The organism is Streptomyces sp. NPDC031479, from assembly GCF_055581065.1.
The window spans coordinates 52,058-76,072 of the sequence record NZ_JBVIKC010000017.1 but is presented as its reverse complement, the minus strand read 5'-3'; the positions used below and the strand labels follow the sequence as shown (position 1 = coordinate 76,072).

The window sequence follows — 24,015 nt, the reverse complement described above, 5'->3', positions numbered from 1 at the left end:
GTGACGGGCCTACGGCTTCGGCAGGTACGCCTGCTTGGCGGCGCAGGTCCAGATCACCGGCTTCAGCTTGCCCTTCGCGTTCACGGCGGCCCCGCCGACCCGGCCGTCGTCGGAGACCGACTCGGCCATGCTCGCCTTGTCCGCGGCGAGCCGCGGCAGGGCCAGCAGCGGGCCCGAGCCCGGCCAGAGCTGCGCCTGGTCCGCCTGGGTCGGCTCGTCGGGGTGGAACTTGGCGGTGCCGACGCTGACGTTCGTCGTGGGGCTGATCGCCTCGAAGGTGCCGTACGGGAACGGGTTCAGCACGCCGGGGGAGGTGCCGGGCGCGGTGTACGGGGGCGTCCAGGTCCACGGCTTGTACGCGTACCCGGGCCCGTACCAGTCGTACCCGACGACGCGGCCGCTCTCGTCGAGGCCCTGGACGTAGCTCTCCTGGTACATGCCGCCACCGCTGGGGGCGAGGGATACGGCCGGGCCGCCGTCGGCGGGCCAGAGCACCGGGGTGACGTCCCAGTGCTGGTTGTCGCCGTCGTCGGTGTAGTCCACCTTGGCCGTGCCGAGGATGTCGCCCCTGTTGTTGATGCCCGTGACCAGGTCGACGCGGGTGTGCGGATCGGTGTTCGCCGGCGGCGCGAGCTCGCGGACCTTCTGGCCGTCCTTCCAGACGAGGCCCACGCCCGCCCGGTTGCGCGAGACGACGTACCCGGCGTCGTTGACGTCGGCCTCGCCGTACGGGTCGTCGCTGCCGGGCAGCGGGGTGATCGCCGCGTCGCCCGCCCGGTAGGTGAACACGTAGCCGCCGCCGGTGAAGATCCGGCCGACCATCAGGCCGTCCTTGTTCACGGCGAGCAGCTCGCCGCCGAGGCCCGCCGCGGGCAGCGGGACCTTGTGGAGGGTGGTCCCGGTCCAGTAGACGGGCAGGCCGCCGGAGACACCGACGGACAGGTTGCCCTTGCCGAGGTCGTTGACCCCCTCGGCCTGCCGGTTGCCCGGGTTGTGCAGGGACGACCCGATGGAGCCCAGTACCTGGATCCTGGGCGTGCAGGTGGCGGCGGCCGAGGCGGGGCCCGCGGCGGTGACGATTCCGGCGAGGACGATCGCGGCGGCGGCCGCGGAGGCGCCCCGTCTCATGGGTGTGCTGTTCATCGGATTCCCCCTGTGGTGTGCGGTGGCGGCGCGGCCGTCCGCCCCGAGCGGTGCCGACGGCGGGCGCGCGTGATCCCCCATTGCGTCATATGCCGTGTGAAACCGGCGTGTTGATGTTATCTCCAGACACCGGTGTTAACCCGTCGTTCGTGTGTCTGATTTCGGAACCGGCCGCCCCGGCCGCCGGGTGTCACCTGACGGGGGCAGGGGCCGGTGAAGGGTCCCCGAGGGGCCCGTGGGTTCCCAAGGGGGCAAGCGACCGCTTAGTATGCCGCCGAGCGTGGTTCCTCGACGGCGGCTGGAGGCCCCGGATGCAGGCATGGCGAGTACACACGACCGGCGAACCCCGCGAGGCCATGCGTCTCGAAGAGGTGCCCGAACCCGTGCCCGGTGAGGGCGAGGTGAGGCTCAGGGTGCTCGCGGCGAACGTCAACTTCCCCGACGCGCTCCTCGTCCGCGGCCAGTACCAGATCAAGCCGCCCCTGCCCTTCACCCCGGGCGTCGAGATCTGCGGGGAGACCGAGGACGGCCGCCGCGTCATCGCCAACCCGAGCCTGCCCCACGGCGGGTTCGCCGAGTACGTGACCGCCCCCGCGCGCGCCCTCCTGCCCGCCCCGGACACCCTCGACGACGCCGAGGCCGCCGCCCTGCACATCGGCTACCAGACCGGCTGGTTCGGCCTGCACCGCCGCGCCCGGCTGCAGCCCGGGGAGACCCTGCTCGTGCACGCCGCGGCGGGCGGCGTCGGCAGCGCCGCCGTCCAGCTCGGCAAGGCCGCCGGAGCCACCGTCATCGGCGTCGTCGGGGGCAAGGCCAAGGCGCGCACCGCCGAGGAACTGGGCTGCGACCTCGTCATCGACCGTACCGCCGAGGACCTGATCGCCCGCGTCAAGGAGTTCACCGCCGGACGCGGCGCCGACGTCGTCTACGATCCGGTCGGCGGCGACGCCTACACCGCCTCCACCAAGTGCGTGGCCTTCGAGGGCCGGATCGTGGTCGTCGGCTTCGCCGGCGGCACCGTCCCCACCCCAGCCCTCAACCACGCCCTGGTGAAGAACTACGCCATCCTCGGCCTGCACTGGGGTCTGTACGCCGCCAAGGACCCCGCCGCCGTCCTCGCCTGCCACGCCGAACTCACCCGCCTGGCCGCCGAGGGCCTCGTCAGACCGCTGGTCAGCGAGCGCGTCCCGCTCACCGCGGCGGCCGACGCCGTCCAGCGCCTCGCCGACGGCACCACCACCGGCCGGCTGGTCGTCGTACCGTCCCTGCCCTCCCTGCCCTCCCCGGCCGACGCACCCGCACCGGACGGAGCCGACCGATGACGCCCACCGCCGAGGAGCTCGCCGCCCGCACCCGGGCCCTGCTCGCCGCGCACCCGCCCGCCACCACCGCCCGCCCGGACTTCCTGGGCGCCCGCTTCGACGCCGGACTCGCCTGGGTGCACTACCCCGAAGGCCTCGGCGGCCTCGGTGCGCCCCGCTCGCTGCAGGCCGTCGTCGACGCCGAACTGGAGGCCGCCGGGGCCCCGGACAACGACCCGCGCCGCATCGGCATCGGCCTCGGCATGGCGGCCCCCACGATCCTCGCCTACGGGACCGAGGAGCAGAAGCGGCGCTTCCTGCGCCCCCTGTGGCTGGGGGAGGAGGTCTGGTGCCAGCTCTTCAGCGAACCCGGCGCCGGCTCCGACCTCGCCGCCCTCGGCACCCGCGCCGTCCTCGACGACACCACCGGCGAGTGGGTCGTCGACGGCCAGAAGGTGTGGACCTCCAGCGCCCACACGGCCCGCTGGGCCATCCTCATCGCCCGCACCGACCCCAACCTGCCCAAACACCAGGGCATCACCTACTTCCTCTGCGACATGCACGCCCCCGGGGTCGAGGTCCGTCCCCTGCGCCAGATCACCGGCGAGGCCGAGTTCAACGAGGTCTTCCTCACCGGCGTCCGGATCCCCGACGCCCACCGCCTCGGAGCCGTCGGCCAGGGCTGGGCCGTCGCCCGCACCACCCTGATGAACGAACGCGTCTCGATCGGCGGCATGCGCATCCCCCGCGAGGGCGGCATGATCGGCCCCGTCGCCGCGGTCTGGCGCGAACGCCCCGCACTGCGCACCCACGCCCTGCACCAGCGGCTGCTCGGCCTGTGGGTCGAGGCCGAAGTGGCCCGTCTCACCGGGGAGCGGCTGCGCCAGCAACTCGTCGCCGGTCAGCCCGGCCCCGAGGGCAGCGGCATGAAGCTCACCTTCGCCCGCCTCAACCAGGAGATCAGCGGCCTGGAGGTGGAACTCCTCGGCGAGGAGGGACTCCTCTACGAGGACTGGACCCTGAGCCGTCCCGAGACCGTCGACTTCACCGGCCGCGACGCCGGCTACCGCTACCTGCGCGCCAAGGGCAACAGCATCGAGGGCGGCACCAGCGAAATCCTCCTCAACATCGTCGCCGAACGCGTCCTCGGTCTGCCCGCCGAACCGCGCGACGACAAGGACATCGCCTGGAAGGACCTCGCCCGATGACCGCCTCGCGCGCCTCCCTCGACCTGCTCTACTCCGATACCGAGGAGGAACTCCGCTCCGCCGTACGGGCGTTGCTCGCCGACCACTGCGCCCCCGCGACCGTGCTGGCCCGTGCGGAGAGCGGCAGCCCGCACGACCCCGGCCTGTGGCGCACGCTCGCCTCCGGGATCGGCGCCGCCGGGCTCCTCGTCCCCGAGAAGCTCGGGGGAGCGGGCGCGAGCCACCGCGAGGCCGCCGTGGTCCTGGAGGAGCTCGGCCGGGCCGTCGCCCCCGTTCCGTACCTGACCGGCTGCGTCCTGGCCGCCGAGATCCTGCTCGGGTGCGACACCGCCGAGGCCGCCGACCTGCTGCGCGAACTCGCGGCCGGACGGAAGGTCTGCGTCCCCGCCCTCCCGCTCACCCAGGCCCCCGGCGCCCCCCTGCCCCAGCCGCTGCGCGACACCGGCGGGGGCGCGCTGAGCGGCACCGTCACCTCCGTAGCCGACGCGACGGCGGCCGACGTCCTGCTGGTCCTGGCCGACACCGGGCTGCACGCAGTCCCCGCGGCCGGCGCCCGGCTGACCCCGGCCGTCCCACTGGACCTCACCCGGCCGCTCGCCACCGTCACCCTCGACGGGACCCCCGGCACCCGCCTCGCGGACCCCGCGACCGCGCGGGCGGCCGTCGCCGGAGCACTGCTGTCCGGCGCCGGACTGCTGGCCTCCGAACAGCTCGGTCTGGCCGAGTGGTGCCTCACCGAGACCGTCGCCCACGTGCGGGGCCGCCACCAGTTCAACCGCCCCGTCGGCTCCTTCCAGGCCCTCAAGCACCGTCTCGCCCGGCTCTGGCTCGACGTGGCCTCCGCCCGCGCGGCGGCCCGCGCCGCCGCCGACGCCCTCGCGACGGCGTCGCCCGACGCCCCGCTCACGGTCGCGGTCGCCCAGGCCTACTGTTCGGGGGTCGCGGTCCGGGCGGCCGAGGAGTGCGTCCAGTTGCACGGAGGCATCGGCATGACCTGGGAACACCCCGCCCACCTCTACCTCAAGCGGGCCAAGGCCGACTCCCTCGCCCTGGGCACCACGGGCCACCACCTGGGCCTCGTCGCGGATTTCGCGGAACTTCCCGCGCCGGCCTGAAGCCGCGGCCGACCGGCGGACCGGCGGACCGGCGGCCCCGGCCGACCGGCACCGCCGGCCGCGGCGTCAGGACCGCGCCGGACGGCGCCTGCGGTAGAGCGTGACGCGGTCCGCGTGGCCCAGCCAGCGGACCGTCGGCCGGCAGACGGCCTCGACGGTCCAGTGGCGGCGCAGCTCCGCGAAGAAGGCGGCGTCGGCGCACATCCCGCCGGGGCCCTCGCCGACGTAGAGGAACAGCTCCCCGCGGTAGGCGCGCAGGGCCCGTGCGGCCATCGGGTCCGCCGGAGGGGGCCACACCAGGAGCAGCGTGTGCCCGGGGTGGCGGCGCACGGCGTCGGCCGCCGCGAGCGTGTGGACCTCGGCGTAACGGAAGCCGTGGGTGAAGCCGTTCCCCTCGACGGGATGCAGGTCGGTGGCCACGACGCCGACCCCGGCGAGGGACAACTGCCGTGCCCAGTAGCCGGATCCGGCGCCCACCTCCACCAGGGGCGCGCCGCCGGTGACGGCCGCGATCCACTCCACGGCCGAGGTGGTGCACACCGCCCAGCTGTAGAGACCCGCGAGGTCCTGGCGGCGCAGCATCAGCGGGGACGCGGGCCGGTCGCCCGGCAGGTGGTCGAAGACCTCGACCACCGGGCCGGCGGGTCCGGGCGCGCGCAGCGCCGGGTACCACAGCAGCGGCACCATCTGCGGGTTCCGGTCGGCGAGCAGCAGGTCCCGCTCGGGGAGCAGCTCGGCGAGGGACCGGAACGGGTGCCCCCAGCCCGGGAGCATCACCGTCGGCGTGGCCTCCCACATGGCCTGCAACCGGGTGGAGAGCTCGACCAGCCTCTCCACCACGGTCGGACCGGTCGCCGGAGCGGCCAGTGGATCGCTCATGCGGGCGGCTGCTACGACAGGTACCCGTGCCGGACCATGGCCAGGGTGTCCTCGGCCTGGGCGGCGGGCGCGGACGGCATCGCCATGTGCGCGACGACGCTGATGCCGTCCCGGTCGGCCGGGGCGGCCGGGCTCGCGGACCCGGCGGTGGCCGCTCCGGTGAGAGCGGCGACGGCGGCCGCGACGACGGCGGCGTTACGGGTGGTCGGATTCATGCGTGGTCCCCCAGAAGTCTCGTGCGGAAGAAGAAATGATCTTCAGTAATCAGCTTACACAGCGCGTGACTTGGTGATCCGGATGCCCGGGCCCCCGGTTCGTTCCAGCGGCATCCAGCGGCCCCGCCCGCGCCGTGCCACGGGACGGTTCCTATCCTCGGCCCATGACGGCCACCCTCACCCGCCTCACCGCGCCCGCACTGCGCGCCCACCGCGACGAACTCGCCGCCCTCCTGCGCGACGTCGTCGCGGACGGAGCCTCCCTCGGCTTCCTCACCGGCCTCGGCCACGAGGAGGCCGCCGCCTGGTGGGACTCCCTGCTGCCCACCGTCGAGGAGGGCACCCTCGCCCTCTGGATCTCCCGGGCCCCCGACGGCCGGCTCGACGGCACCGTCGGCTGGCACCGGGAGACCAAGCCGAACGGCCGCCACCGCGCCGAACTGCGCAAGCTGATGGTCCACCCGTCCGCCCGGGGCCGCGGCACCGCCCGTGCCCTGCTCGCCGAGGCCGAGCACCAGGCCGCCGTGGCCGGGATCGTCCTGCTGTTCCTCGACACGGAGACCGGCAGCCCGGCGGAACGGGTCTACCGCGCGGCCGGCTGGACCGAGGCCGGCACCATCCCCGACTACGCCACCGACCCGGCCGGGCGGCTGTGCCCCACGACCCTCTACTACAAGCACCCCGAGCGGGCCGCCGAGCGGAGGTGACCTCGCCCGCCACGCCGCGTTAGACCCCGTAGCGCGGAACGCCGAGCGAGGGAGACCGTATGTACGCAGCAGCAGCAGCAGCAGCAGCAGCAGCCCGACCGAGCCGCCGCACGGTCCTGCGTACGGCCTTCACCGCGGCCGTGCTCGCCGGCACGGCCGCGGCCCTGGCCCCCGTCCTCGGGGCCCGGCGCCCGCGCCAGACCCTCACCCCGGCGCCGCTCACCGAGGAGACGTACCGCGGCCGCCACATCAGCGTCGACCTCGCGGGGGCCGGGGTGCGCATCGACGGCCGCCCCCTGCACGTCATGCGGCGTGCCGACGGCAGTTACCTGAGCGGGGTCAACCACTTCGAGTCCTTCGCGACCCCGCTGGAGCTGGCCCGGGCCGCCGTCGACGAACTCGGCACCACCCAGCTGGCCCTCGCGGCCCCGCACCACGGCTGACGGACATCCCGGGAGGAGCCCCGCCTTGTACACGCGGCAGAACCAGAAGGACCTGACCGGCGCCCAGAAGAAGCGGTTCACGGCAGCCGTGCTGGAGCTCAAGCGCAACGGCACGTACGACGCGTTCGTGCGGACCCACGACCGGTACTTCGTGCCCGACCGGGACCGCAAACTGCGCGTCGGGCACATGTCCCCGTCCTTCTTCCCCTGGCACCGGCGCTACCTGCTGGAGTTCGAGAAGGAGCTGAGGGCCCTCGACCCGGGGGTGTCCATCCCGTACTGGGACTGGACCACCGACACCAGCCCCGTCTCCTCCCTGTGGGCCGACGACTTCCTCGGCGGCACCGGCCGTGAGGGCGACCGGCAGGTGATGACCGGCCCCTTCGCCTACGAACACGGCAACTGGACGATCACCGTCGGGATCACCGAGGCCCGGTTCCTCACCCGCAACCTCGGCCGTCCGGGCAACCCGATCTCCCTGCCCACCCCGGCCGAACTCCAGTGGGCGCTCGACGACCCCCTCTACGACAGCTCGCCCTGGGACTCCACCGCCGCCGGCGGCGGTTTCCGCAACAAACTGGAGGGCTGGGCCGCGCCCAAGAGCGAGCGCTGGCGCAACCACAACAAGGTCCACCAGTGGATCGGCGGTCACATGACGGGCGGCACGGCCCCCAACGACCCCGCCTTCTGGCTCCACCACGCCTTCGTGGACCTGCTCTGGGACCGCTGGCAGCAGCAGCATCCCGACTCCGGCTACCTGCCGGCCGCCCCCCTCGCCCCGGGTGACCTCCAGCGGGGCCGGGTGATCGCCCTCGACGAGCCGATGCCGCCGTGGGGCGTGAGCCCGCGCGAGATGTACGGACACCAGGGCGTCTACCGCTACGCGTGAGCTCCCCGCCCCGGGCCCGGTCTCCCGTGCGGGCCGGGGGCCGGGGGCCGAGGGCACGGGGAAGGGCCCCCGCCGTCCGGCGGGGGCCCTTCTCGTCAGGTCGGGCCGGTGGTCAGCCGCCGTAGCCGCCCTGGGTGTGGTGGTCGCCGTGCTCGCCGCCCGACGCGTTGATGCAGGTGTTGCCGAAGGCCGGGTTCAGCAGGCCGATCACGTTCACGGTGTTGCCGCAGACGTTGACCGGGACGTGGACCGGAACCTGGACGAGGTTGCCCGACAGGACACCGGGGGAGCCGACCGCCGCACCGTGCGCTCCGGCATCGGCAGCCGCCAGACCCGCACCGGCGGCCAGGGCGCTACCGGCAGCAGCGGTGATGACGAACGCCTTCGCGATACGCGACATCAAGATCTCCTCGTGAGATGTGGGGCGCCGCAGTGGTTGCGGCGTTTGACATGGCATACAACGCGGCGAGCGCCGAGTGGTCACGGTCCGTGGGCCTACCCGGTGACCGAGAACCGGACGGAGGCGAAGTACTGCCGCACCTGGGTCACCGTTCCGGGCCGCAGGACCGCCACGGCCGGCCCCGCGCAGCGCGGTTCGCGGTAGAGGGTCGCGGTGGCCCGGGTCCGGTTGGTGACGGCCCGGGTGCCGCCGCCCTCCGCCTCGACGCAGCCCTTCGGGGAGGCCACGGCGTGGACCCGGTCGTCCTGGCCGACGTACTGGAAGTCGGGCCCGGCGGCCAGGGCGGGGCCGACGGCCCCCGAGAGGCCGGCCGCGGCCAGCAGCAGGGCGGACAGGACGCGTGGTGCGCGGGGGTTCCGAACGGTTCGCATGCCGGTCCAACCCGGACGCCCCCGGCCCGGGTCACGCCTTGTCACCCCCGGCACGCCTGTGCGACCGTGCCCGGAGCGCGGGCGAGGACCGAGGAGAGCACGGATGAGCACAGCGAGCGGCGGCGGACGGCCCCGGGCCGGTACCGCACACGGCACGGTGGAGGGCCGCTGGGGCCCCGGCGGGACCGCCGTCTTCCGGGGTGTCCCCTACGCGGCCCCGCCCGTCGGCCCGCGCGCCTTCGCGGCCCCCGGACCCCCGGCGGCCTGGGACGGCGTACGCGACGCGGGGGCGTTCGGCCCCACCGCCCCCAAGGTGCCCTACCCCGAGGCCTTCGCCGCCCTGCTGTCCGACCCGGAGATCTCCGGTGAGGACTGCCTCACCGTCAACGTGTGGACCCCCGACCCGGCGCCCGCGGCCCGGCTGCCCGTCATGGTGTGGCTGCACGGCGGCGCCCACACCCGGGGCTCCTCCGCCGTCCCCGTCTACGACGGCTCCGCCTTCGCCCGCGACGGGGTCGTGCTCGTCTCGGTCAACTTCCGCCTCGGCGTACTCGGGTACGGGCTCTTCCCCGACGCCCCCGCCAACCGCGGCCTCCTCGACCAGATCGCCGCCCTCGAATGGGTCCGGGACAACATCGCGGCCTTCGGCGGCGACCCCGGCCGCGTCACCGTCTTCGGCGAGTCCGCCGGGGCGATCAGCGTGGGCGCCCTGCTCGCGGCCCCACGCGCCGAGGGCCTGTTCGCGCGGGCCGTCCTGCAGAGCGGAGCCCCCGAGGCGCTGCCGCGCGACCAGGTCCGCACGATGGTGCGGCGGATGGCCGCCCGGCTCGGGGTGCCGGCCACCGCCCGGGCCTTCGGGGCGGTGGGCCTGCCCGCGCTGCTCTCCGCCCAGGCGGCGGCGATGCGCCGCTCCTCCCCGGTGCTGGGCGGTCCGGCCTTCGGGCTGGTCACGGACCCGGACACGCTCCCCGCCGACCCGCTGGAGGCCGCCGCGGCCTCGGACGTGCCGCTGCTGATGGGCTGGACCGCCCAGGAGCACCGGCTGTGGCTGGCGCCCACCGGCGGGATGCGCCTGCTGGACCGGCTCGGCCCGCTGGCCGTGGCGTACGGCCGGCTGCGCGGCGGCAAGGACCGGGCCGCCGTACGGGCCCTGCGCGCCGTGCTGCCGCAAGCCTCCCCGGCCGACCTGGCCGGGCACCTGGTCACCGACCGGCTGCTGCGCGACCCCCTGCGCCGGATCGCCGGGGCCCGGCGGGCGGCCCCGAGCCATCTGTACGAGTTCGGCTGGCACAGCGGGGTACCCGGGCTGGGGGCCTGCCACGCGCTGGAGCTGGGTTTCGTCTTCGACACCCTCGGCCTGCCGGAGTCCGCCTGGCTGGCCGGGCCGGACGCGCCGCAGGCCCTCGCCGACGAGATGCACGGGGCCTGGGTCCGCTACGCCACCACCGGGGACCCCGGCTGGGAGCCCTGGAACGGCAACGGCCCGCCGAAGGTGTTCGGCGGGCCGGAGCCGGAGGCAGTGCGTGCGGAGGCTGCTACTCCACTGGTCCTTCCATGACCTTGCTGATGAACTCGATCGGCCCCAGACCCATGTTCGGCACGTAGGTCTTGGCGTTGTGCTGGCCGCCCGGGATCACCCTCAGGCTGGTGTGGATCGGTCCCTTGGTGTAGGTCGCGACGAACTTCTGCACGTCCGGGAGCGTCTTCTTGTTGCTCTCGTTGTCGCCGACCTGGAAGGCCAGGTAGACGTCCGGGCCCTTCTTGTCGATGAGCTGCTTGGCGAGGAGCTCCGGATTGTTCTCGGCCTTCTCCTTGTCGTGGCCCACCCACAGGGGGGAGTCCGGGACGATGTCCGGTCCGGAGCAGATCGCGGCCTTGAACTTCTCCGGGTACTTCAGCACGGCCTTGAGGCTGGCGAAGCCGCCGGTGGACGAGCCCATGTAGGCCCAGCCGTCACGCGACTTGACGGTGCGGAAGTTCTCCTTCACCAGGTTCGGGACGTCCTCGGTCAGCCAGGTGCCCATCTTGGGCTGCTCCGGAATGTCGGAACCGTCCCAGTAGATGGCCTTGGGTTCGTCCGGCTGCGGGTTGAGCACCGGCATCGCCAGGATGAAGGGCTTGCTCTTCCCCTCGGAGTACCACTGGCTGATGCTGGACTGAAGCTTGAGGTCGGTACCCATCCAGTAGTTCATCGGGTAGCCGGCGCCGCCGGGCAGGGCGATCATGACCGGGAAGCCGCTCTTGGCGAACTTGGGGTCGTTGTACTCCTTCGGAGCCCAGATCCACACCTTCCCCTTGAAGCCGGACTTCTTGCCGTCGAGCTCGGTGACCGCCACGTGGGTGCCGTCCGACAGGGTCGACGCGTTCTTGAACTGGGCCGTCGGGTTCGTCGGCATCAGCGCCTTCGAGTTCGGCGCCTGCTTGGCCTCCCCACCCTTGTCGCCCGCGGGCTTGCCGAAGGAAACGGCCTCGCCCTTGTCGGTGAACGGCGGTATCTCGAAGTAGCTCATGGTGCCCGCGGCGATGCCCGCGAGGGCCAGGACCGAGACTCCGGCGATGATCCACTTCTTCGCCTTGGACTTCCGGCGCGGGGGTTCCTCCCCGTAGGGGGGCTCGTACTGGTCGTGCTGGTGCTGCTGCTGGTACGGCGGCTGCTCGTAGCGGGGCTGCTGCATGGTGGGGGCCTCGTACCCCTGGTCCTGCCCGTAGCCGTTCTGGCCGTAGGGTCCCCCGCCCTGCTGCGGCTGCCCGTAGCCGGGCCGGCCGTAGGGCTGCTGACCCTGCGGGGGGCGGCCCTGCGGGGGCTGGCCGTAGGGAGGCTGGGACCGGCCCTGGGGCGCGTACTGCGGCTGGCCCTGCTGTCGGCCCTGTTGCTGACCGTACGGGGGCTGCTGCGGGTACTGCCCGTCCGGCCGGTACGGCGGCTGGTACTGCCCGTCGGAATCGTGCGACATCTGCGGTGGTCTCCGGCTGTTGCTGCCCCGTTTGGGGGTGGACTGCTTCCGTTCGAATGATGAACGATAGTCCGTCCGGGTTCCCTATTTTTACTTCTCTTGGGTTTTCCCGGGGGAGGCCGTTACCCGTCGCCTGGTGGGCCCGCGCTGTTCCCGTGCTGTTGGTCCACCGTCCCTGGCCCATGCACACGGCCCTGGGTATGGTGCGTCCGCGCCGCCGCCCCCAGACCCCCTCACGCCCGGAGGTACGTCCCCGTGTTTGGCATGAGCATTTCATGGTCCCGTCGCAAGGCCGCCCTGGCCACCGCCTTCGCCGTCACCGCCGCCGGTACCGCGCTCTGGGCGGGCATCGGAGCCGCACAGCCCGCCCACGCCGCGGCCCTGCCCGCCCCCGACCACGTCGTCGTGGTGGTGTTCGAGAACCACGCCTACAACCAGGTGATCGGCAGCTCCAGTGCCCCGTACATCAACTCCCTGAAGACGGGCGGAGCGAACCTCACCAACTCCTTCGGCATCACCCACCCGAGCCAGCCCAACTACCTCCAGCTCTTCTCGGGCTCCAACCAGGGCGTCACGGGCGACAGCTGCTACACGCCCGGCTTCAGCTCCGCGCCCAACCTGGCCTCCGAGCTGATCGCCGCCGGCAAGAGCTGGGCCAGCTACAACGAGACCCTCCCCAGCCAGGGCTCCACCACCTGCTCCAGCGGCAACTACGCCCGCAAGCACAACCCCTGGTTCGCCTTCTCCAACGTGCCCACCAGCACGGCGAAGACGATGACGCAGTTCCCCACGGACTACACCACCCTGCCCAAGGTGTCCTTCGTCGTCCCGAACCTCTGCAACGACATGCACGACTGCTCCGTCGGCACCGGCGACACCTGGCTCAAGAACAACCTCAAGGCCTACGCCGACTGGGCCAAGACCCACAACAGCCTCCTGGTCGTCACCTTCGACGAGGACAACCGGCTCGCCGGGAACAAGATCCCGACCGTGCTCTACGGCCAGCCCGTCACCCCCGGCTCCACGTCGAGCACCACCTACAACCACTACGACATGCTGCGGACGCTGGAGGACCTGGCCGGGCTCACCACCCACGCCGGGAACGCCGCCACCGCCACCGACATCACGGGGATCTGGACCTCCTGACCATGTACGTCGCGGACTCGCGCGCGAACAACGCGCCCGCCGTGCTCCCCGAGTCGCAGGCCGCCGCCCCGGGCACCCGCCCGGGGCGGCGCGCCGCCCTCGCCCCCACGGTGCTCGCCCTCGGCACGGTCAGCCTGATCACCGACGTCTCCTCGGAGATGGTCACGGCCGTGCTCCCGCTCTACCTCGTCGCCGGACTCGGGCTCTCCCCGCTCGGCTTCGGCCTGCTCGACGGCGTCTACAACGGCGTCAGCGCCCTGGTCCGGCTCACCGGAGGCCACCTCGGCGACCGCTTCGGCCGCCACAAGGCACTCGCCGGGATCGGCTACGGCCTCTCCGCCCTGGGCAAGCCGCTCCTGCTCCTCGCGCACACCCTGCCCGCGATCGGCGCCGTGCTCGCCCTCGACCGCACCGGCAAGGGCCTGCGCACCGCCCCGCGCGACGCCCTGATCTCGCTGGCCGCCACCCCCGAGGACCGCGGCCGGGCCTTCGGCGTGCACCGGGCCATGGACACCGCCGGCGCGCTGATCGGGCCGATCCTCGCCTTCCTCATCCTGCGGGGCGCCGCCGGCGGCTACGACGCCGTCTTCACCGTCAGCGCCTGCGTCGCGGCCCTGGGCGTCCTGGTGCTGGTGCTCTTCGTGCCGGGCCGCCGCGCCGTGCCCGCCCCCGACGCCGAACCCGTCTCCCTGCGGGCCTCCCTCGGCCTGCTGCGCCGCCGCGACCTGCGCCGGATCAGCCTCGGCGCCCTGCTGCTGGGCCTGTGCACCGTCAGCGACGCCTTCGTCTTCCTGCTGCTCCAGCGCGCCACCGGAATCGCCGACCGCTGGTTCGCCCTGCTCCCGCTCGGCACCGCGGCCGCCTTCTTCCTGCTGGCCCTGCCGCTCGGCCGGCTCGCCGACCGCGTCGGCCGCCGCCGCGTTTTCCTCGGCGGTCACCTCGCGCTGCTGCTCGTCTACGGACTGCTCCTGGCCGGCGGCGGGCACCCGGCCCTGCCGTACGCGGTGCTCCTGCTGCACGGCGGCTTCTACGCGGCCACCGACGGCGTGCTCATGGCCGAGGCCGCCGGAGCCGTCCCCGAGGAGCACCGCGGCGGCGGGCTGGCCCTCGTCCAGACCGGCCAGGCCCTCGCCCGGTTCGCCGCCTCCCTCGGTTTCGGCGCCGCCTGGACCCTGTGGGGGCCCCGCCCCGCACTCGCCGTGGCGGCCGTGCTGCTCGCCGCGGCCGTCGCCTGCTGCGTCCGGCTCCGCCCCGCCGACGCCTGACCCCGCCGCTTCCCCGAAAGGCCCCGATGACCGCCACGCCCCCCACGACCACGTCCCCCGAGGCCCCGTCCCCGGCGAGCCCGTCCCCGATGACCCCGCGGCGCCGGATGCTGATCCTGGTGAGCGCGGTCGTCCTGCTCGCGGCCGTGGGGGTGCTCGCCTTCGTCCGCGCCTCGTCGCGGGCCGACGAGAAGAACCACGCACGGGCCGGCGGCCCGGCCGTCTCCCACGGCGAGGTGACCCTTGCCCCCGAGGGCGGCGGGCGGCGACTCGTCTTCCGCAACATGGCCTGGGGTCCCTTCCGCGACGAGCTCGCCACTGTCCCGGCGGACGCGCCCGAGGGCCCGCGCACCGCCTCCGGGGTGAAGTGCCTGCGCTTCCACTCCGCCGGGGGCACCGGGATCTGCCTCCGGGCGGAAGCGGGCGCCGTGCAGGAGAGCTACCGGGCCGTGGTGCTCGACTCGCGCCTCAAGGAGATCACCGACCGCCCCCTGGCCGGCATCCCCACCCGCGCCCGGGTCTCGCCCGGCGGCCACCTCGTCGCCTGGACCGTGTTCGTGGGCGGGGACTCGTACGCGGGTACCGATTTCTCCACCCGCACCTCGCTGCTGGACCTGCGCACCGGGAAGTACGACGCCTCCCTGGAGGACTTCACGATCCGCAAGGACGGCGAGACCTACCGCAACGCCGACGTGAACTTCTGGGGGGTCACCTTCGCCGCCGACGAGAAGACCTTCTACGCGACGCTGGCCACCGGCGGGCACACCTACCTGGTCCGGGGCGACCTGGCCGCGCGCACGGTGACCACCCTGAGGGAGAACCTCGAATGCCCCTCGCTGTCCCCGGACGGGACCCGGCTGGTGTTCAAGAAGCGGGTGCCCGGCCTGCCGGCCGACGCCCCGTGGCGCCTCTACCTCCTCGACCTGGCCTCGATGAAGGAGACCCCGCTCGCCGAGGAGCGCAGCGTGGACGACCAGGTGGTGTGGAGCGACGACCGGACCGTCGTCTACTCCCTGCCCGGCGACTTCGGCGCCGACCTGTACACCCTGCCGGCCGACGGCAGCGGAGCCCCCGCCCGGCTGATGCCCTCGGCCCTCGCCCCGGCCTTCCTCGGCTGAGCCGCGGAGGAAGGCCGGGAGCGTCGCAGGACCGTTACGCCGGGATCAGCGTCTTGCGCCGGCGCTTGCGGGGCTGGGCGCCCGACATCCGCAGCTCGATGAGGGCGCGGACGGTGGGCCACTCCTCGTCGAGGACGGAGTAGAAGGCCGTACTGCGCACCGCGCCGTCCAGCCCCCGCGAATGGGCCCGGCGGACCCCTTCGCAGGTGAAGCCGAGACGTTCCATCGCCGCCCGCGAGCGCCCGTTGCGGGCGTCCGCGCGCAGGGAGATGCGGCGTACGCCCCAGGTCTCGAAGGCGTGGCGGAGCATGAGCAGCTTGGCCTCGGTGTTGATCCCCGTGCCCTGGGCACCCGGCGACAGCCAGGTGTTGCCGATCTCGGCGGCGTCGGGGATCGCGGTCGCCGGATCACCGAAGGGGACCCCCGGCACCGCGGGCCACACCAGCGGGCCCTGCCAGTAGTCGAGTTCCAGGAACCGGGTCGAACCGACGACCCGCCCGTCAGTGGCTCTGACCACGGCGAACGCAAGCGATCGACCCGCTGCCTGATCTGAGAGGGCGCGGTCGATGTACTCGTGGGACGCCTGCAACCCGTGCGGCACGGGAGTGAAGGCGTAAGTCGTACGATCCTCGGCCCCGGCCACGGCCAGGGCCTCGGTGTGGTGGGGGGCGAGGGGCTCAAGCCGCACGGAGCGGCCGACGAGGAGTACGGGTACGGGCACGGAGCCTTCGGTCCTTCTGGGCGGTGGGGTGGTTGCACAGTCTGCGCTCCTGACGTCACCCCCCGCGCAAAACGCGGGTGAAAGGCAACGGGCTGTCAGGTGAACGCGAGTGGCTCAATGTAGCCCCTTAAAGTCCTCTCATGAACCCCCAATTTGGCAATGGCGCGACATCGTTTTTCGATGACTTTGGTCCGCGCGACGGAGAGCCCGTGATCCTTCTCCACGGACACCCGTTCAACCGCTCGATGTGGGTGCCGCAGGCGACTGCCCTGACGGCTGCGGGATACCGAGTCATCGCCCCTGACCTGCGAGGATACGGGGAGAGTCCGGCTCTGGAGGAGAAGACGACGCTGGCCCGCTTCGCCGATGACGCGGCCGCGCTGCTGGCGGATCTGGGAATCGAACAGGCGGTCGTCGGCGGAGTGTCCATGGGCGGGCAGATCGCTCTGGAGGTCAGGTTGCGCCACCCGGGTCTGGTACGGGCGCTCGTGCTCAGCGACACCTCCCCGGCGCCGGAGACGCCGGAGGGGGTGAAGTTCCGCAGGGAGCTCGCCGAGCGGCTCCTGGAGGAGGGCATGGCCCCGTACGCGGATGAGGTCATGGACAAGATGCTGGCCCCCTACAACCTCATCGCGCAGCCCGGGGCCGCCGCCCGGGTGAGCGCGATGATGCGCGCCACCGACCCCAGGGGGGCGGCCGCGGCCCTGCGCGGACGGGCGGAGCGGCCCGACTACCGGCCCGTGCTCGCGGCGCTGCCCGCGACCGTGCCCTGCCTGGTGCTGGTCGGCGCCGACGACGTGTACACCCCGGTCGCGGACGCCGAGGGCATGTGCGCCCTCGCCCCGCACGCCCGGCTCACCGTGATCGAGGGGGCGGGCCACCTGCCGGGGGTCGAGCGGCCCGAGGAGTTCAACCGGGCGCTGCTGGAGTTCCTCGCCGCCCTGTGACCGGCCGCCCCCTGCCGGGCCGGGGGCCGGCAGGGGGCGGCGGCGGTATCGGACGGCCCATCGGGGTGGCCCATCGGACCCACCCCCTATTGGACCACCTGAATGGGCCATTCCGCTGATCCAATGGACCGGTGACGATACGCTTCCTGCCCGCCCCCGGCGCCCCGCGCCGCCTGGCCGCCGCCCAGTTGAGCAACTCGGTCGGCGACGGCGCCTACTACGTGTGCTCGGCCCTCTACTTCACCCGCGTGGTGGGCCTCTCACCCGCCCAGATCGGCCTGGGCCTGACCCTCGCCTGGGCGGTCGGCTCGGTCGCCGGGGTCCCGCTGGGCGCTCTCGCCGACCGACGGGGCCCGCGCGGCACCTCGGTGTTCCTGGCCCTGGCCACCGCCGCGTCCGTGGCCTCCTTCCTGTTCATCCGGTCCTACGGGGCCTTCCTGTGCGCCGTGGTCCTCTACGCCGTCTCCCAGTGCGGTCTCGCGGCCGCCCGGCAGGCGCTGCTCGCGGGGCTCGTCGCCCCGGGGGAGCGGACGGGGGTGCTGGCCCACCTCCAGTCCACCCTCAACGCCGGACTGGCCCTCGGGGCGGCACTGGGCGGACTGGCGCTCGGCGCCGGCACCGAGCGGGCCTACCTCGTGGTCTTCGCCCTGGACGCGCTGAGCTTCCTCGGCTGCGCTGCCCTGCTGGCGACCCTGCCCGCCGTGCCGCCCGTACCGGACCGGGCGGCGGGGGCGCCCCGGCTGGCGGTGCTGCGCGACCGGCCGTACGCGCTGGTCACCCTGCTCAACGCCGTGCTGCTGCTGCGGATGCCGCTGCTCAGCCTGGCCATACCGCTGTGGATCGTGGAGCGGACCCAGGCTCCCGGCTGGCTGGTGTCGGCGCTGTTCGTGCTCAACACCGTGGCCGTGATGCTGTTCCAGGTGCGGGCGGCCCGGCCCGTGACCGACCTCGACAGCGCCACGCGGGCGCTGCGGGTCTCCGGGCTGGTGATGGCCCTGTCGTGCGCCGTGTTCGCCGCCTCGGCGCTGCCGGGGGCCGGATGGGCCGCCGCGGCACTGCTCGTGGCGGGCGCCGCGCTGCAGGCCGACGGCGAGATGCGGCAGTCGGCCGGGTCCTGGCAGATCGGCTTCTCGCTGGCTCCCGCCGAGCACATGGGCCAGTACCAGGGCTTCTTCGGCACCGGGGTGCCGGTGGCCCGCACCCTGGGGCCGCTGCTGCTGACCTCGCTGCTCCTGCTCTGGGGGATCCCCGGCTGGCTGCTGCTCGGCGCCCTGCTGCTGGCCGCCTCCTACGCGATGGGCCCCGCGGTGCGCCGGGCCCGGTCGGCCGCGCGGGCCGAGGACGTGCCGGACGGGGGCGTGCCGGCCGGGGGAGTGGCCGCGTAGGACGCCCCGGAACCCCCGTGCCCGGTCCCCACGGCCGACCCGGCCGCGGGGACCGGGGCCGTCGGCTGCGATCATCCGTCCATGGACGACGTACTGCGGCGACTGGCCGCCGTGGGCCCCTTCTTCACCGTCGCGCACGGCGAGCGACCGCCGGGCCCCGGCTTCCGGCCGCTCGCCGAGCTGTACGGGGAGCACCTCGCGCCCTACGTGGCCGAGGTCGGACGGCGGATCGGCAGCGGTCCGGGCCGGGTGGCGGCCTCGACCGCGCAGTTCGGGATCGCCTCGCGGCTGTGGTCGCTGGGCCTGGGCTGCGCCGCGCTGGGCGGCCGGGTACCCGACCTGGACCCCGCCCGCCTGTGGTGGCGCCTGCCCGCGGCGGGCTCGCTCGAACTGTGGCTCCCCGAGCCGGCCGCCCGGCCGTCCGCGGCCCTCGGCGAGAGCGTGCTCGGGAACCTGGCCGTGCTCGACGCCGCGCTGCGCGAGCGGTACGGGGTCTCGGCGAAGGTGCTGCGCGGCAACGCCGCCTCCGGGCTCGTCGGCGCGCTGCGCGTGCTGCTCGACCGGGTCCCGGCGGAACCGGCCGTCGAGCTGGCCGGTGCCCTGCTCGCCGACGGCGGGCCCCTGGCCGGCACCGGCACCTTCCTCCACGAGGAGGGGCTCGGGGTGGCCTTCGTACGGCGCAGCTGCTGCCTGTACTACCGGGTGCCCGGCGGTGGCCTCTGCGGGGACTGCGTGCTGCGGACCAGGTAGCCGCCCGTTGCCGGGGGCCGTTCGGAGCAGCCGGGGGCCCGGCCGCCGGGCGGCCCGCCGGAGCATCGCCTAGCGTCCGCTGCATGAACGCCCCCACACCGACGAATCCGGGCGGAGTGTCCCGCCGCGCCGCGCTCACCGGTCTCGCCGCGGGAGCCGGCTCCCTCGCCCTGTCGGGCACGGCCCATGCCGGGCCCACCGGGCCCACCGGGGCCGCCGGGCCCACCGGGCCCACCGCGCCCTCCCCGTCCGCGGCCGCCGCCGATCCCACGCCCGGGGCCATGAAGCTCTTCGCCGACCCGGGCTTCGACTTCGCCGGGCTCCTCGCCCTCGGCGCCGCCGGGATGCGCGCGTCCGAGGTCGGCGAGGTGCTGACCGCCGTCAACGCGGTCAACGCCGCCGGCCTGTCCGAGCAGAGCTACACCGACACCTTCCGCGCCTGGGGCGACCGGCTCGCGGCGCCCCCCGCCGCGGGGCGCCACGGCGGGGAGGTCCCCCAGCAGACCCGCCGCTTCCGCTCGCTGCGCGCCGCGCAGTACTACGCCCAGGCCCTCTTCTACGTACTGGGCACCACCTCACCCGCCGACGAGAAGGCGGTCTACCTCGCCGGACGCGCCGCCTGGGACGCATTCACCCGGCTGTGCTCGCCGGCCGCCGTCCGGGCGGAGGTCCCGTACGGGGGTACGCACCTGCCGGTCTGGTTCTTCCGTCCCGAGGGCCCCGCCCGGCCGCGCCCCACCGTGATCCTCACCAACGGCAGCGACGGGCAGAACGTGGACATGTGGACCTACGGGGTCTCCGCCGCCCTCGACCGGGGCTGGAACGCCCTGGTCTACGACGGCCCCGGCCAGGGACAGCTGCTCTTCGTCGAGGAGATCCCCTTCACCACCCGCTGGGAGAAGGTGGTCACCCCGCTCGTCGACTGGCTGGCGGCCCGCAAGGACGTGGACGCCGCCCGGATCGCCCTCACGGGCCTGAGCATGGGCGGCAACCTGGTCGCCCGCGCCGCGGCCTTCGAGCAGCGCCTGGCCGCCGTGGTCTGCCAGCCGGGCTGCCTCAGCCCCTGGCTGGGCTTCGACAAGGAGCTGCGCGACATCGTCACGCCCGACAAGGCGGAGACCAACCGGGTCTGGAACGAGGACGTGGTCCCCGAGCTGCCCCCGCAGCTCGCGTTCACCGTCAAGAAGCGGTTCGAGATCTTCGACCGGCAGGCGCTGCGCCAGGCGCGCGCGGGCAAGGTGCTCACGGACCTCTGGACGCCCGCGCAGGTGGCCATCGGCCTCGACGTCACCCGGCTGGTCCCGAAGATCAAGGCGCCGACGCTCGTCCTGGACTACGACTTCGAGCAGTTCTACCCGGGCCAGCCGCGGCAGATGTACGACCTGCTGCGCTCGCGGCGCGAGTACGTGAAGATGACGCAGGCCACCGGGGCACAGTTGCACTGTTCCCCGATGGCCCCGCAGCAGCACTGCGACGTCGTCTTCGACTGGCTGGACGGGACGCTCCGCCCGGACCGCTCCTAGAAGGTGAGGTTCCAGGAGTCGATCCTGCCGGTGTCGCCGCCGGCGTTGTCGTTCACCCGCAGCTTCCAGGTGCCGTTCGCGACCTCGGAGGAGGCGTTGACGGTGAAGACCTGGTTGATGTTGTCGGTGCCGCCGCCCGCACGGTTGTGGACCGTGTAGACGGAGCCGTCGGGGGCGACCAGGTCGACCTTCAGGTCACCGATGTAGGTGTGCACGATGTTCACGCCGACCTTGAGGGTGGTCGGCGCGTTGCCGGTCACTCCGGAGACGGTGATCGGGCTCTCCACGGTGGTGTTGTCACCGATGGCGAAGTCCGCGGTGTTCTCGAAGTACTTGCCCGCGGGCGGGGTGGCGCCGACCGCCTTCAGGGCGTCGACCTGGCCCTCGCCGAAGAAGGAGTTGTTCGCGGTCGTACCGGTGCAGCGGCCGTCGGCGGGGCAGGCGATGTCGTTGGCCTGGGTGGCCAGCTTGTCGCGGATCTGCGCCGGGGTGATGCCCGGGTTGGCGCTTGCGATCAGCGCCGCGACGCCCACCACGTGCGGGGTGGCCATCGAGGTGCCGCTCTTGGTGCCGTACTTGCCGCCCGGCAGCGTGGAGTAGACGTCCTGGCCGGGGGCCGCGACGTCGATGACGCCCTGGCCGAAGTTGGAGAACGAGGCCTTGGTGACGCCCGTGCCGTTCGCCGCGACGGTGACCACGCCCGGGAGTTCGGTCGGGATGTCCATGCAGGCGTTGGTGATGGTGCGGGTGACCGGGGTCGAGTCGTTCGGGCTCGCGGTGTCGGTCGTCTTGTGCGCGAGGTCGTAGTTCTCGTTGCCCGCCGCCGCGATCTGGAGCGAGCCCTTGCTCTCGGCGTACTCCTGGGCGCGCTTGACGCCCTCGATGATGGCCGCCTGGTCGATGTTGTCCGGGCAGTTGAACTGCCACGGGTCCGTGTAGTAGCTGTTGTTGGTGACCTTGAAGCCGTGGTCACCGGCCCACACGAAGCCGCAGATGGTGTTCTCGGCGAAGAAGAACGAGTTGCCCGGCTCGGCGACGCGGACCGCGGAGATCTTCACGCCCGGGGCCACGCCGACGACGCCCTTGCCGTTCTTGGCGGCGGCGATGGTACCCGCCACGTGGGTGCCGTGGGTGTCCACGTCACGCCAGGCGCCGGTACGGGTGTCGGGCTTGCCGTAGGCGCAGGAGACCGAGTCGGCCGCGTTGAAGTTCGGGGCCAGGTCCTGGTGCTGGTCGTCGACACCGGTGTCCAGGATGCCGACCTTGACCGACGGGGAGCCGGTGGTGACGGCCCAGGCCTGGTCGGCCTTGATCTGGCTCATGTCCGCGCGGACCGGCTCGCCGGCCGCGGTGGAGGCCTGCGCCGGGTTGGCGGGCAGCGCCGGGTTGTAGGCGTCGGCGGGGACGTCCGAGGTACGGGTGGCGCCCACCTGCTGCACCCCGCTGACGCCGCGCATGGTGGAGGCGAAGGTGGCGGAGGCGGAGTGGGCGACGATCACGCCGATCGCGTCGAAGGACGAGAAGACCGTGCCGCCGTTGGCGGTGACGGCCGAGCGGATCGCCGTGCTGTCGCCGGGGGCGCTGATCACGAGGTAGGCACGGGTGCCGGCGGCCCAGGTCGCACTCTGGGAAGCCGGGGCCGCAGCCTTGGGGGCGGCCGCCGGAGCGGAAGCCGGGGCGGAGCCGTTCGGGTTGACGGGAGCGGTGCCGGCGATCGCGGCGGGGGCTCCGAAGGCGAGGGCGGCGCCGAGGGCGGCCGCCATCACCAGGCTACGTCGGGGTCGGCTGGATATGTGGGGTATCAATGCGTCCTCCGATGGCACAGCGGTGCTGTTGGCACCTGCCGGGCCGTACGAAACGAGTGGTGGACGCAAGATGTCAGACGGGCCACCCCGGAGGGAAGTACCTTTTAGCGCAGCGGACTTACCGGCCGGTTGGCCGAAAATGGTGCTTGGCGGGGGTTCGTCGCCCTATCGCCCCCCCCGGAGCAGGGGACACCGGCCGGGCTGGGCACCGTGGGGGCGAGCCCTGCCCGGCCGGATCCCGCGGGTGCGCCGGTCAGGCCGGCACACCGTCCTTGGCCCCGGCCGACGGGCCGGCGGAGGGGGTGGCGGAGGAGTCCGTCGAGGGTGCGGGCACCGCGACGGGCGCCTCGTCGGGGCGGGCTCCGTGTCCGTCGTCGATCAGCGTGGCCTCGTCGAAGGGCAGCCGGCCCGCGAGGACCTCGGTGGCCCGCTCCCGGTCGAACTCCTTCGTCCACGTTCCGATCAGCACGGTGGCGACGGCGTTGCCCGCGAAGTTGGTCAGCGCCCTGGCCTCGCTCATGAAGCGGTCGATGCCCACGATCAGGCCGACGCCGTCGACCAGTTCGGGCCGGTGTGACTGGAGCCCGCCGGCCAGCGTGGCCAGACCCGCCCCGGTGACGCCCGCGGCGCCCTTGGAGGCCACGATCATGAAGAGCAGCAGCGAGATCTGCTCGCCGAGCGCCAGCGGCTTGCCCATGGCCTCCGCCACGAACAGGGAGGACATCGTCAGGTAGATCGCCGTCCCGTCCAGGTTGAAGGAGTAGCCGGTCGGCACGGTGATGCCGGTCACCGGCCGGGAGACGCCGAGGTGTTCCATCTTCGCGATGAGCCGCGGCAGCGCCGACTCCGAGGAGGAGGTCGACAGGATCAGCAGGAACTCCCGCCCCAGGTACCGCAGGAGGGCGAAGACGCTGACGCCCGTACACACCCGCAACAGGGTGCCGAGCACGACGAAGACGAAGAGCAGGCAGGTGGTGTAGAAGCCGATCATGATCACGGCCAGGGACTTCAGCGCGTCGATGCCGGTCGCTCCGACCACCGCCGCCATCGCCCCGAAGGCACCCACCGGTGCCGCCCACATGATCATCGCGAGCACCCGGAACACCATCTTCTGCACGTGTCCGATCCCGCGCAGCACCGGTTCGCCCGCCGCGCCCATGGCCTGGAGCGCGAACCCGCACAGCAGTGCCACCAGCAGTGTCTGGAGCACCTCGCCCCCGGTGAAGGCGGACACCAGCGTCGTCGGGATGATCCCCAGCAGGAACTCGGGCGTGCTCTCGGCGCCGCCCGCCTTGGCCTGGGCCTCCCCGGCGTGCCGGGCCGCCTCGGTCAGGTGCAGCCCGCTGCCGGGCTCCAGGAGGTTCCCCACGACCAGCCCGATCGCGAGGGCCACCGTCGACATGACCATGAAGTAGCCGAGGGCGAGTCCGCCGACCGCGCCCACCTTGGCCGCCTTGCGGACCGAGCCGATCCCCAGAACGATGGTGCAGAAGATCACGGGTGAGATCATCATCTTGATGAGGTTGACGAAGCCGGTGCCCAACGGCTTGAGCTCGACGGCCACGCCGGGAGCGGCGAAGCCCACGGTGATGCCGAGCAGCACCGCGGCGATCACCGCGATGTAGAGATAGTGGGTCTTGTCGCGCCTGGCGGCCACGTCGCCTCCTGGT

At 73.3% G+C, this 24,015-nt stretch carries 23 protein-coding genes; 14 read left to right on the top strand and 9 right to left on the bottom strand.

Features of this window, described 5'->3' with window-relative positions:
* Positions 1-9 precede the first annotated feature (9 nt).
* Entirely contained in the window at positions 10-1,143 is a 1,134-nt protein-coding gene (locus ACZ5D2_RS20555) for a hypothetical protein (protein ID WP_371675276.1), read from the bottom strand.
* A 311-nt stretch (positions 1,144-1,454) separates the two neighbouring features.
* Between ACZ5D2_RS20555 and ACZ5D2_RS20550 the strand changes: the two genes are divergently transcribed.
* Genes ACZ5D2_RS20550 through ACZ5D2_RS20540 form a run of 3 tightly spaced genes read left to right on the top strand, consistent with a single transcriptional unit; the run spans position 1,455 to position 4,767 of the window.
* Positions 1,455-2,465 (top strand): NADPH:quinone oxidoreductase family protein, encoded by a 1,011-nt coding sequence (locus ACZ5D2_RS20550; protein WP_371675275.1) that lies wholly within the window; start codon positions 1,455-1,457, stop codon positions 2,463-2,465.
* Entirely contained in the window at positions 2,462-3,652 is a 1,191-nt protein-coding gene (locus ACZ5D2_RS20545; protein ID WP_371675274.1) for an acyl-CoA dehydrogenase family protein, read from the top strand. Before ACZ5D2_RS20550 ends, ACZ5D2_RS20545 begins: the two co-directional genes overlap by 4 nt.
* Positions 3,649-4,767 carry an acyl-CoA dehydrogenase family protein gene (locus ACZ5D2_RS20540; protein WP_371675273.1) on the top strand — a complete coding sequence of 373 codons (1,119 nt, stop codon included), beginning with the start codon at positions 3,649-3,651 and terminating at the stop codon, positions 4,765-4,767. Before ACZ5D2_RS20545 ends, ACZ5D2_RS20540 begins: the two co-directional genes overlap by 4 nt.
* 66 nt (positions 4,768-4,833) lie before the next feature.
* Here ACZ5D2_RS20540 and ACZ5D2_RS20535 read toward each other — a convergent pair whose 3' ends face one another.
* On the bottom strand, positions 4,834-5,646 hold the full coding sequence (locus ACZ5D2_RS20535; RefSeq protein ID WP_371675272.1) for a hypothetical protein: 813 nt from the start codon (positions 5,644-5,646) through the stop codon (positions 4,834-4,836).
* A gap of 11 nt (positions 5,647-5,657) precedes the next feature.
* Entirely contained in the window at positions 5,658-5,861 is a 204-nt protein-coding gene (locus ACZ5D2_RS20530; protein ID WP_371675271.1) for a hypothetical protein, read from the bottom strand.
* A gap of 164 nt (positions 5,862-6,025) precedes the next feature.
* Between ACZ5D2_RS20530 and ACZ5D2_RS20525 the strand changes: the two genes are divergently transcribed.
* The 3 genes from ACZ5D2_RS20525 to ACZ5D2_RS20515 are packed head-to-tail and all read left to right on the top strand — an operon-like array spanning position 6,026 to position 7,900.
* Positions 6,026-6,568 carry a GNAT family N-acetyltransferase gene (locus ACZ5D2_RS20525; protein ID WP_371675270.1) on the top strand — a complete coding sequence of 181 codons (543 nt, stop codon included), beginning with the start codon at positions 6,026-6,028 and terminating at the stop codon, positions 6,566-6,568.
* A gap of 59 nt (positions 6,569-6,627) precedes the next feature.
* Positions 6,628-7,011 carry a tyrosinase family oxidase copper chaperone gene (locus tag ACZ5D2_RS20520; protein ID WP_468930912.1) on the top strand — a complete coding sequence of 128 codons (384 nt, stop codon included), beginning with the start codon at positions 6,628-6,630 and terminating at the stop codon, positions 7,009-7,011.
* 25 nt (positions 7,012-7,036) lie between these two features.
* Positions 7,037-7,900 (top strand): tyrosinase family protein, encoded by an 864-nt coding sequence (locus ACZ5D2_RS20515; protein WP_371675268.1) that lies wholly within the window; start codon positions 7,037-7,039, stop codon positions 7,898-7,900.
* Positions 7,901-8,012: 112 nt separating this feature from the next.
* Here the strand turns inward: ACZ5D2_RS20515 and ACZ5D2_RS20510 are convergent, their stop codons facing one another.
* Together ACZ5D2_RS20510 and ACZ5D2_RS20505 are read right to left on the bottom strand one after the other, a co-directional pair.
* Complete coding sequence (locus ACZ5D2_RS20510) at positions 8,013-8,300, bottom strand: chaplin (RefSeq protein ID WP_356222206.1); 288 nt, start codon at positions 8,298-8,300, stop codon at positions 8,013-8,015.
* A 95-nt stretch (positions 8,301-8,395) separates the two neighbouring features.
* Complete coding sequence (locus tag ACZ5D2_RS20505; protein ID WP_371675267.1) at positions 8,396-8,731, bottom strand: hypothetical protein; 336 nt, start codon at positions 8,729-8,731, stop codon at positions 8,396-8,398.
* Positions 8,732-8,834: 103 nt separating this feature from the next.
* Here ACZ5D2_RS20505 and ACZ5D2_RS20500 point away from each other — a divergent pair, with 103 nt between their 5' ends.
* Positions 8,835-10,289, top strand: coding sequence for a carboxylesterase/lipase family protein (locus tag ACZ5D2_RS20500; protein ID WP_371675266.1), 1,455 nt, complete (start codon positions 8,835-8,837; stop codon positions 10,287-10,289).
* On the opposite strand, the gene ACZ5D2_RS20495 is transcribed toward ACZ5D2_RS20500, so the two are convergent.
* Positions 10,267-11,685 (bottom strand): alpha/beta hydrolase-fold protein, encoded by a 1,419-nt coding sequence (locus ACZ5D2_RS20495; protein ID WP_371675265.1) that lies wholly within the window; start codon positions 11,683-11,685, stop codon positions 10,267-10,269. The two genes, ACZ5D2_RS20500 and ACZ5D2_RS20495, sit on opposite strands and share 23 nt — an antisense overlap.
* 264 nt (positions 11,686-11,949) lie before the next feature.
* Here ACZ5D2_RS20495 and ACZ5D2_RS20490 point away from each other — a divergent pair, with 264 nt between their 5' ends.
* The 3 genes from ACZ5D2_RS20490 (at position 11,950) to ACZ5D2_RS20480 (ending at position 15,214) form a co-directional block, all read left to right on the top strand.
* A complete protein-coding gene (locus ACZ5D2_RS20490; RefSeq protein ID WP_371675264.1) occupies positions 11,950-12,831 on the top strand; it encodes an alkaline phosphatase family protein in 882 nt (293 codons plus the stop codon).
* A 2-nt stretch (positions 12,832-12,833) separates the two neighbouring features.
* Positions 12,834-14,096 (top strand): MFS transporter, encoded by a 1,263-nt coding sequence (locus ACZ5D2_RS20485; RefSeq protein ID WP_371675263.1) that lies wholly within the window; start codon positions 12,834-12,836, stop codon positions 14,094-14,096.
* 89 nt (positions 14,097-14,185) lie between these two features.
* Entirely contained in the window at positions 14,186-15,214 is a 1,029-nt protein-coding gene (locus ACZ5D2_RS20480; protein ID WP_371681080.1) for a TolB family protein, read from the top strand.
* A 34-nt stretch (positions 15,215-15,248) separates the two neighbouring features.
* Here the strand turns inward: ACZ5D2_RS20480 and ACZ5D2_RS20475 are convergent, their stop codons facing one another.
* Positions 15,249-15,935, bottom strand: a complete 687-nt coding sequence (locus ACZ5D2_RS20475; RefSeq protein WP_266847093.1) for a GNAT family N-acetyltransferase — start codon at positions 15,933-15,935, stop codon at positions 15,249-15,251.
* Between the two features lie 140 nt (positions 15,936-16,075).
* On the opposite strand from ACZ5D2_RS20475, the gene ACZ5D2_RS20470 reads away from it, so the two are divergent.
* From ACZ5D2_RS20470 to ACZ5D2_RS20455, 4 genes are all read left to right on the top strand, one after another.
* Complete coding sequence (locus ACZ5D2_RS20470) at positions 16,076-16,882, top strand: alpha/beta fold hydrolase (RefSeq protein WP_371675262.1); 807 nt, start codon at positions 16,076-16,078, stop codon at positions 16,880-16,882.
* Positions 16,883-17,013: 131 nt separating this feature from the next.
* Positions 17,014-18,267: an MFS transporter gene (locus ACZ5D2_RS20465; RefSeq protein WP_371675261.1), complete on the top strand. Its 1,254-nt coding sequence runs from the start codon at positions 17,014-17,016 to the stop codon at positions 18,265-18,267.
* A gap of 81 nt (positions 18,268-18,348) precedes the next feature.
* Positions 18,349-19,017, top strand: a complete 669-nt coding sequence (locus tag ACZ5D2_RS20460) for a (2Fe-2S)-binding protein (protein WP_371675260.1) — start codon at positions 18,349-18,351, stop codon at positions 19,015-19,017.
* An 83-nt stretch (positions 19,018-19,100) separates the two neighbouring features.
* Positions 19,101-20,540, top strand: a complete 1,440-nt coding sequence (locus ACZ5D2_RS20455) for an alpha/beta hydrolase family protein (RefSeq protein WP_371675259.1) — start codon at positions 19,101-19,103, stop codon at positions 20,538-20,540.
* Here the strand turns inward: ACZ5D2_RS20455 and ACZ5D2_RS20450 are convergent.
* Both ACZ5D2_RS20450 and ACZ5D2_RS20445 read right to left on the bottom strand, forming a co-directional pair.
* On the bottom strand, positions 20,537-22,306 hold the full coding sequence (locus ACZ5D2_RS20450; protein ID WP_371675258.1) for a S8 family peptidase: 1,770 nt from the start codon (positions 22,304-22,306) through the stop codon (positions 20,537-20,539). The two genes, ACZ5D2_RS20455 and ACZ5D2_RS20450, sit on opposite strands and share 4 nt — an antisense overlap.
* A gap of 292 nt (positions 22,307-22,598) precedes the next feature.
* A complete protein-coding gene (locus tag ACZ5D2_RS20445; protein ID WP_371675257.1) occupies positions 22,599-24,002 on the bottom strand; it encodes a cation:dicarboxylate symporter family transporter in 1,404 nt (467 codons plus the stop codon).
* Between the last annotated feature and the right edge of the window lie 13 nt (positions 24,003-24,015).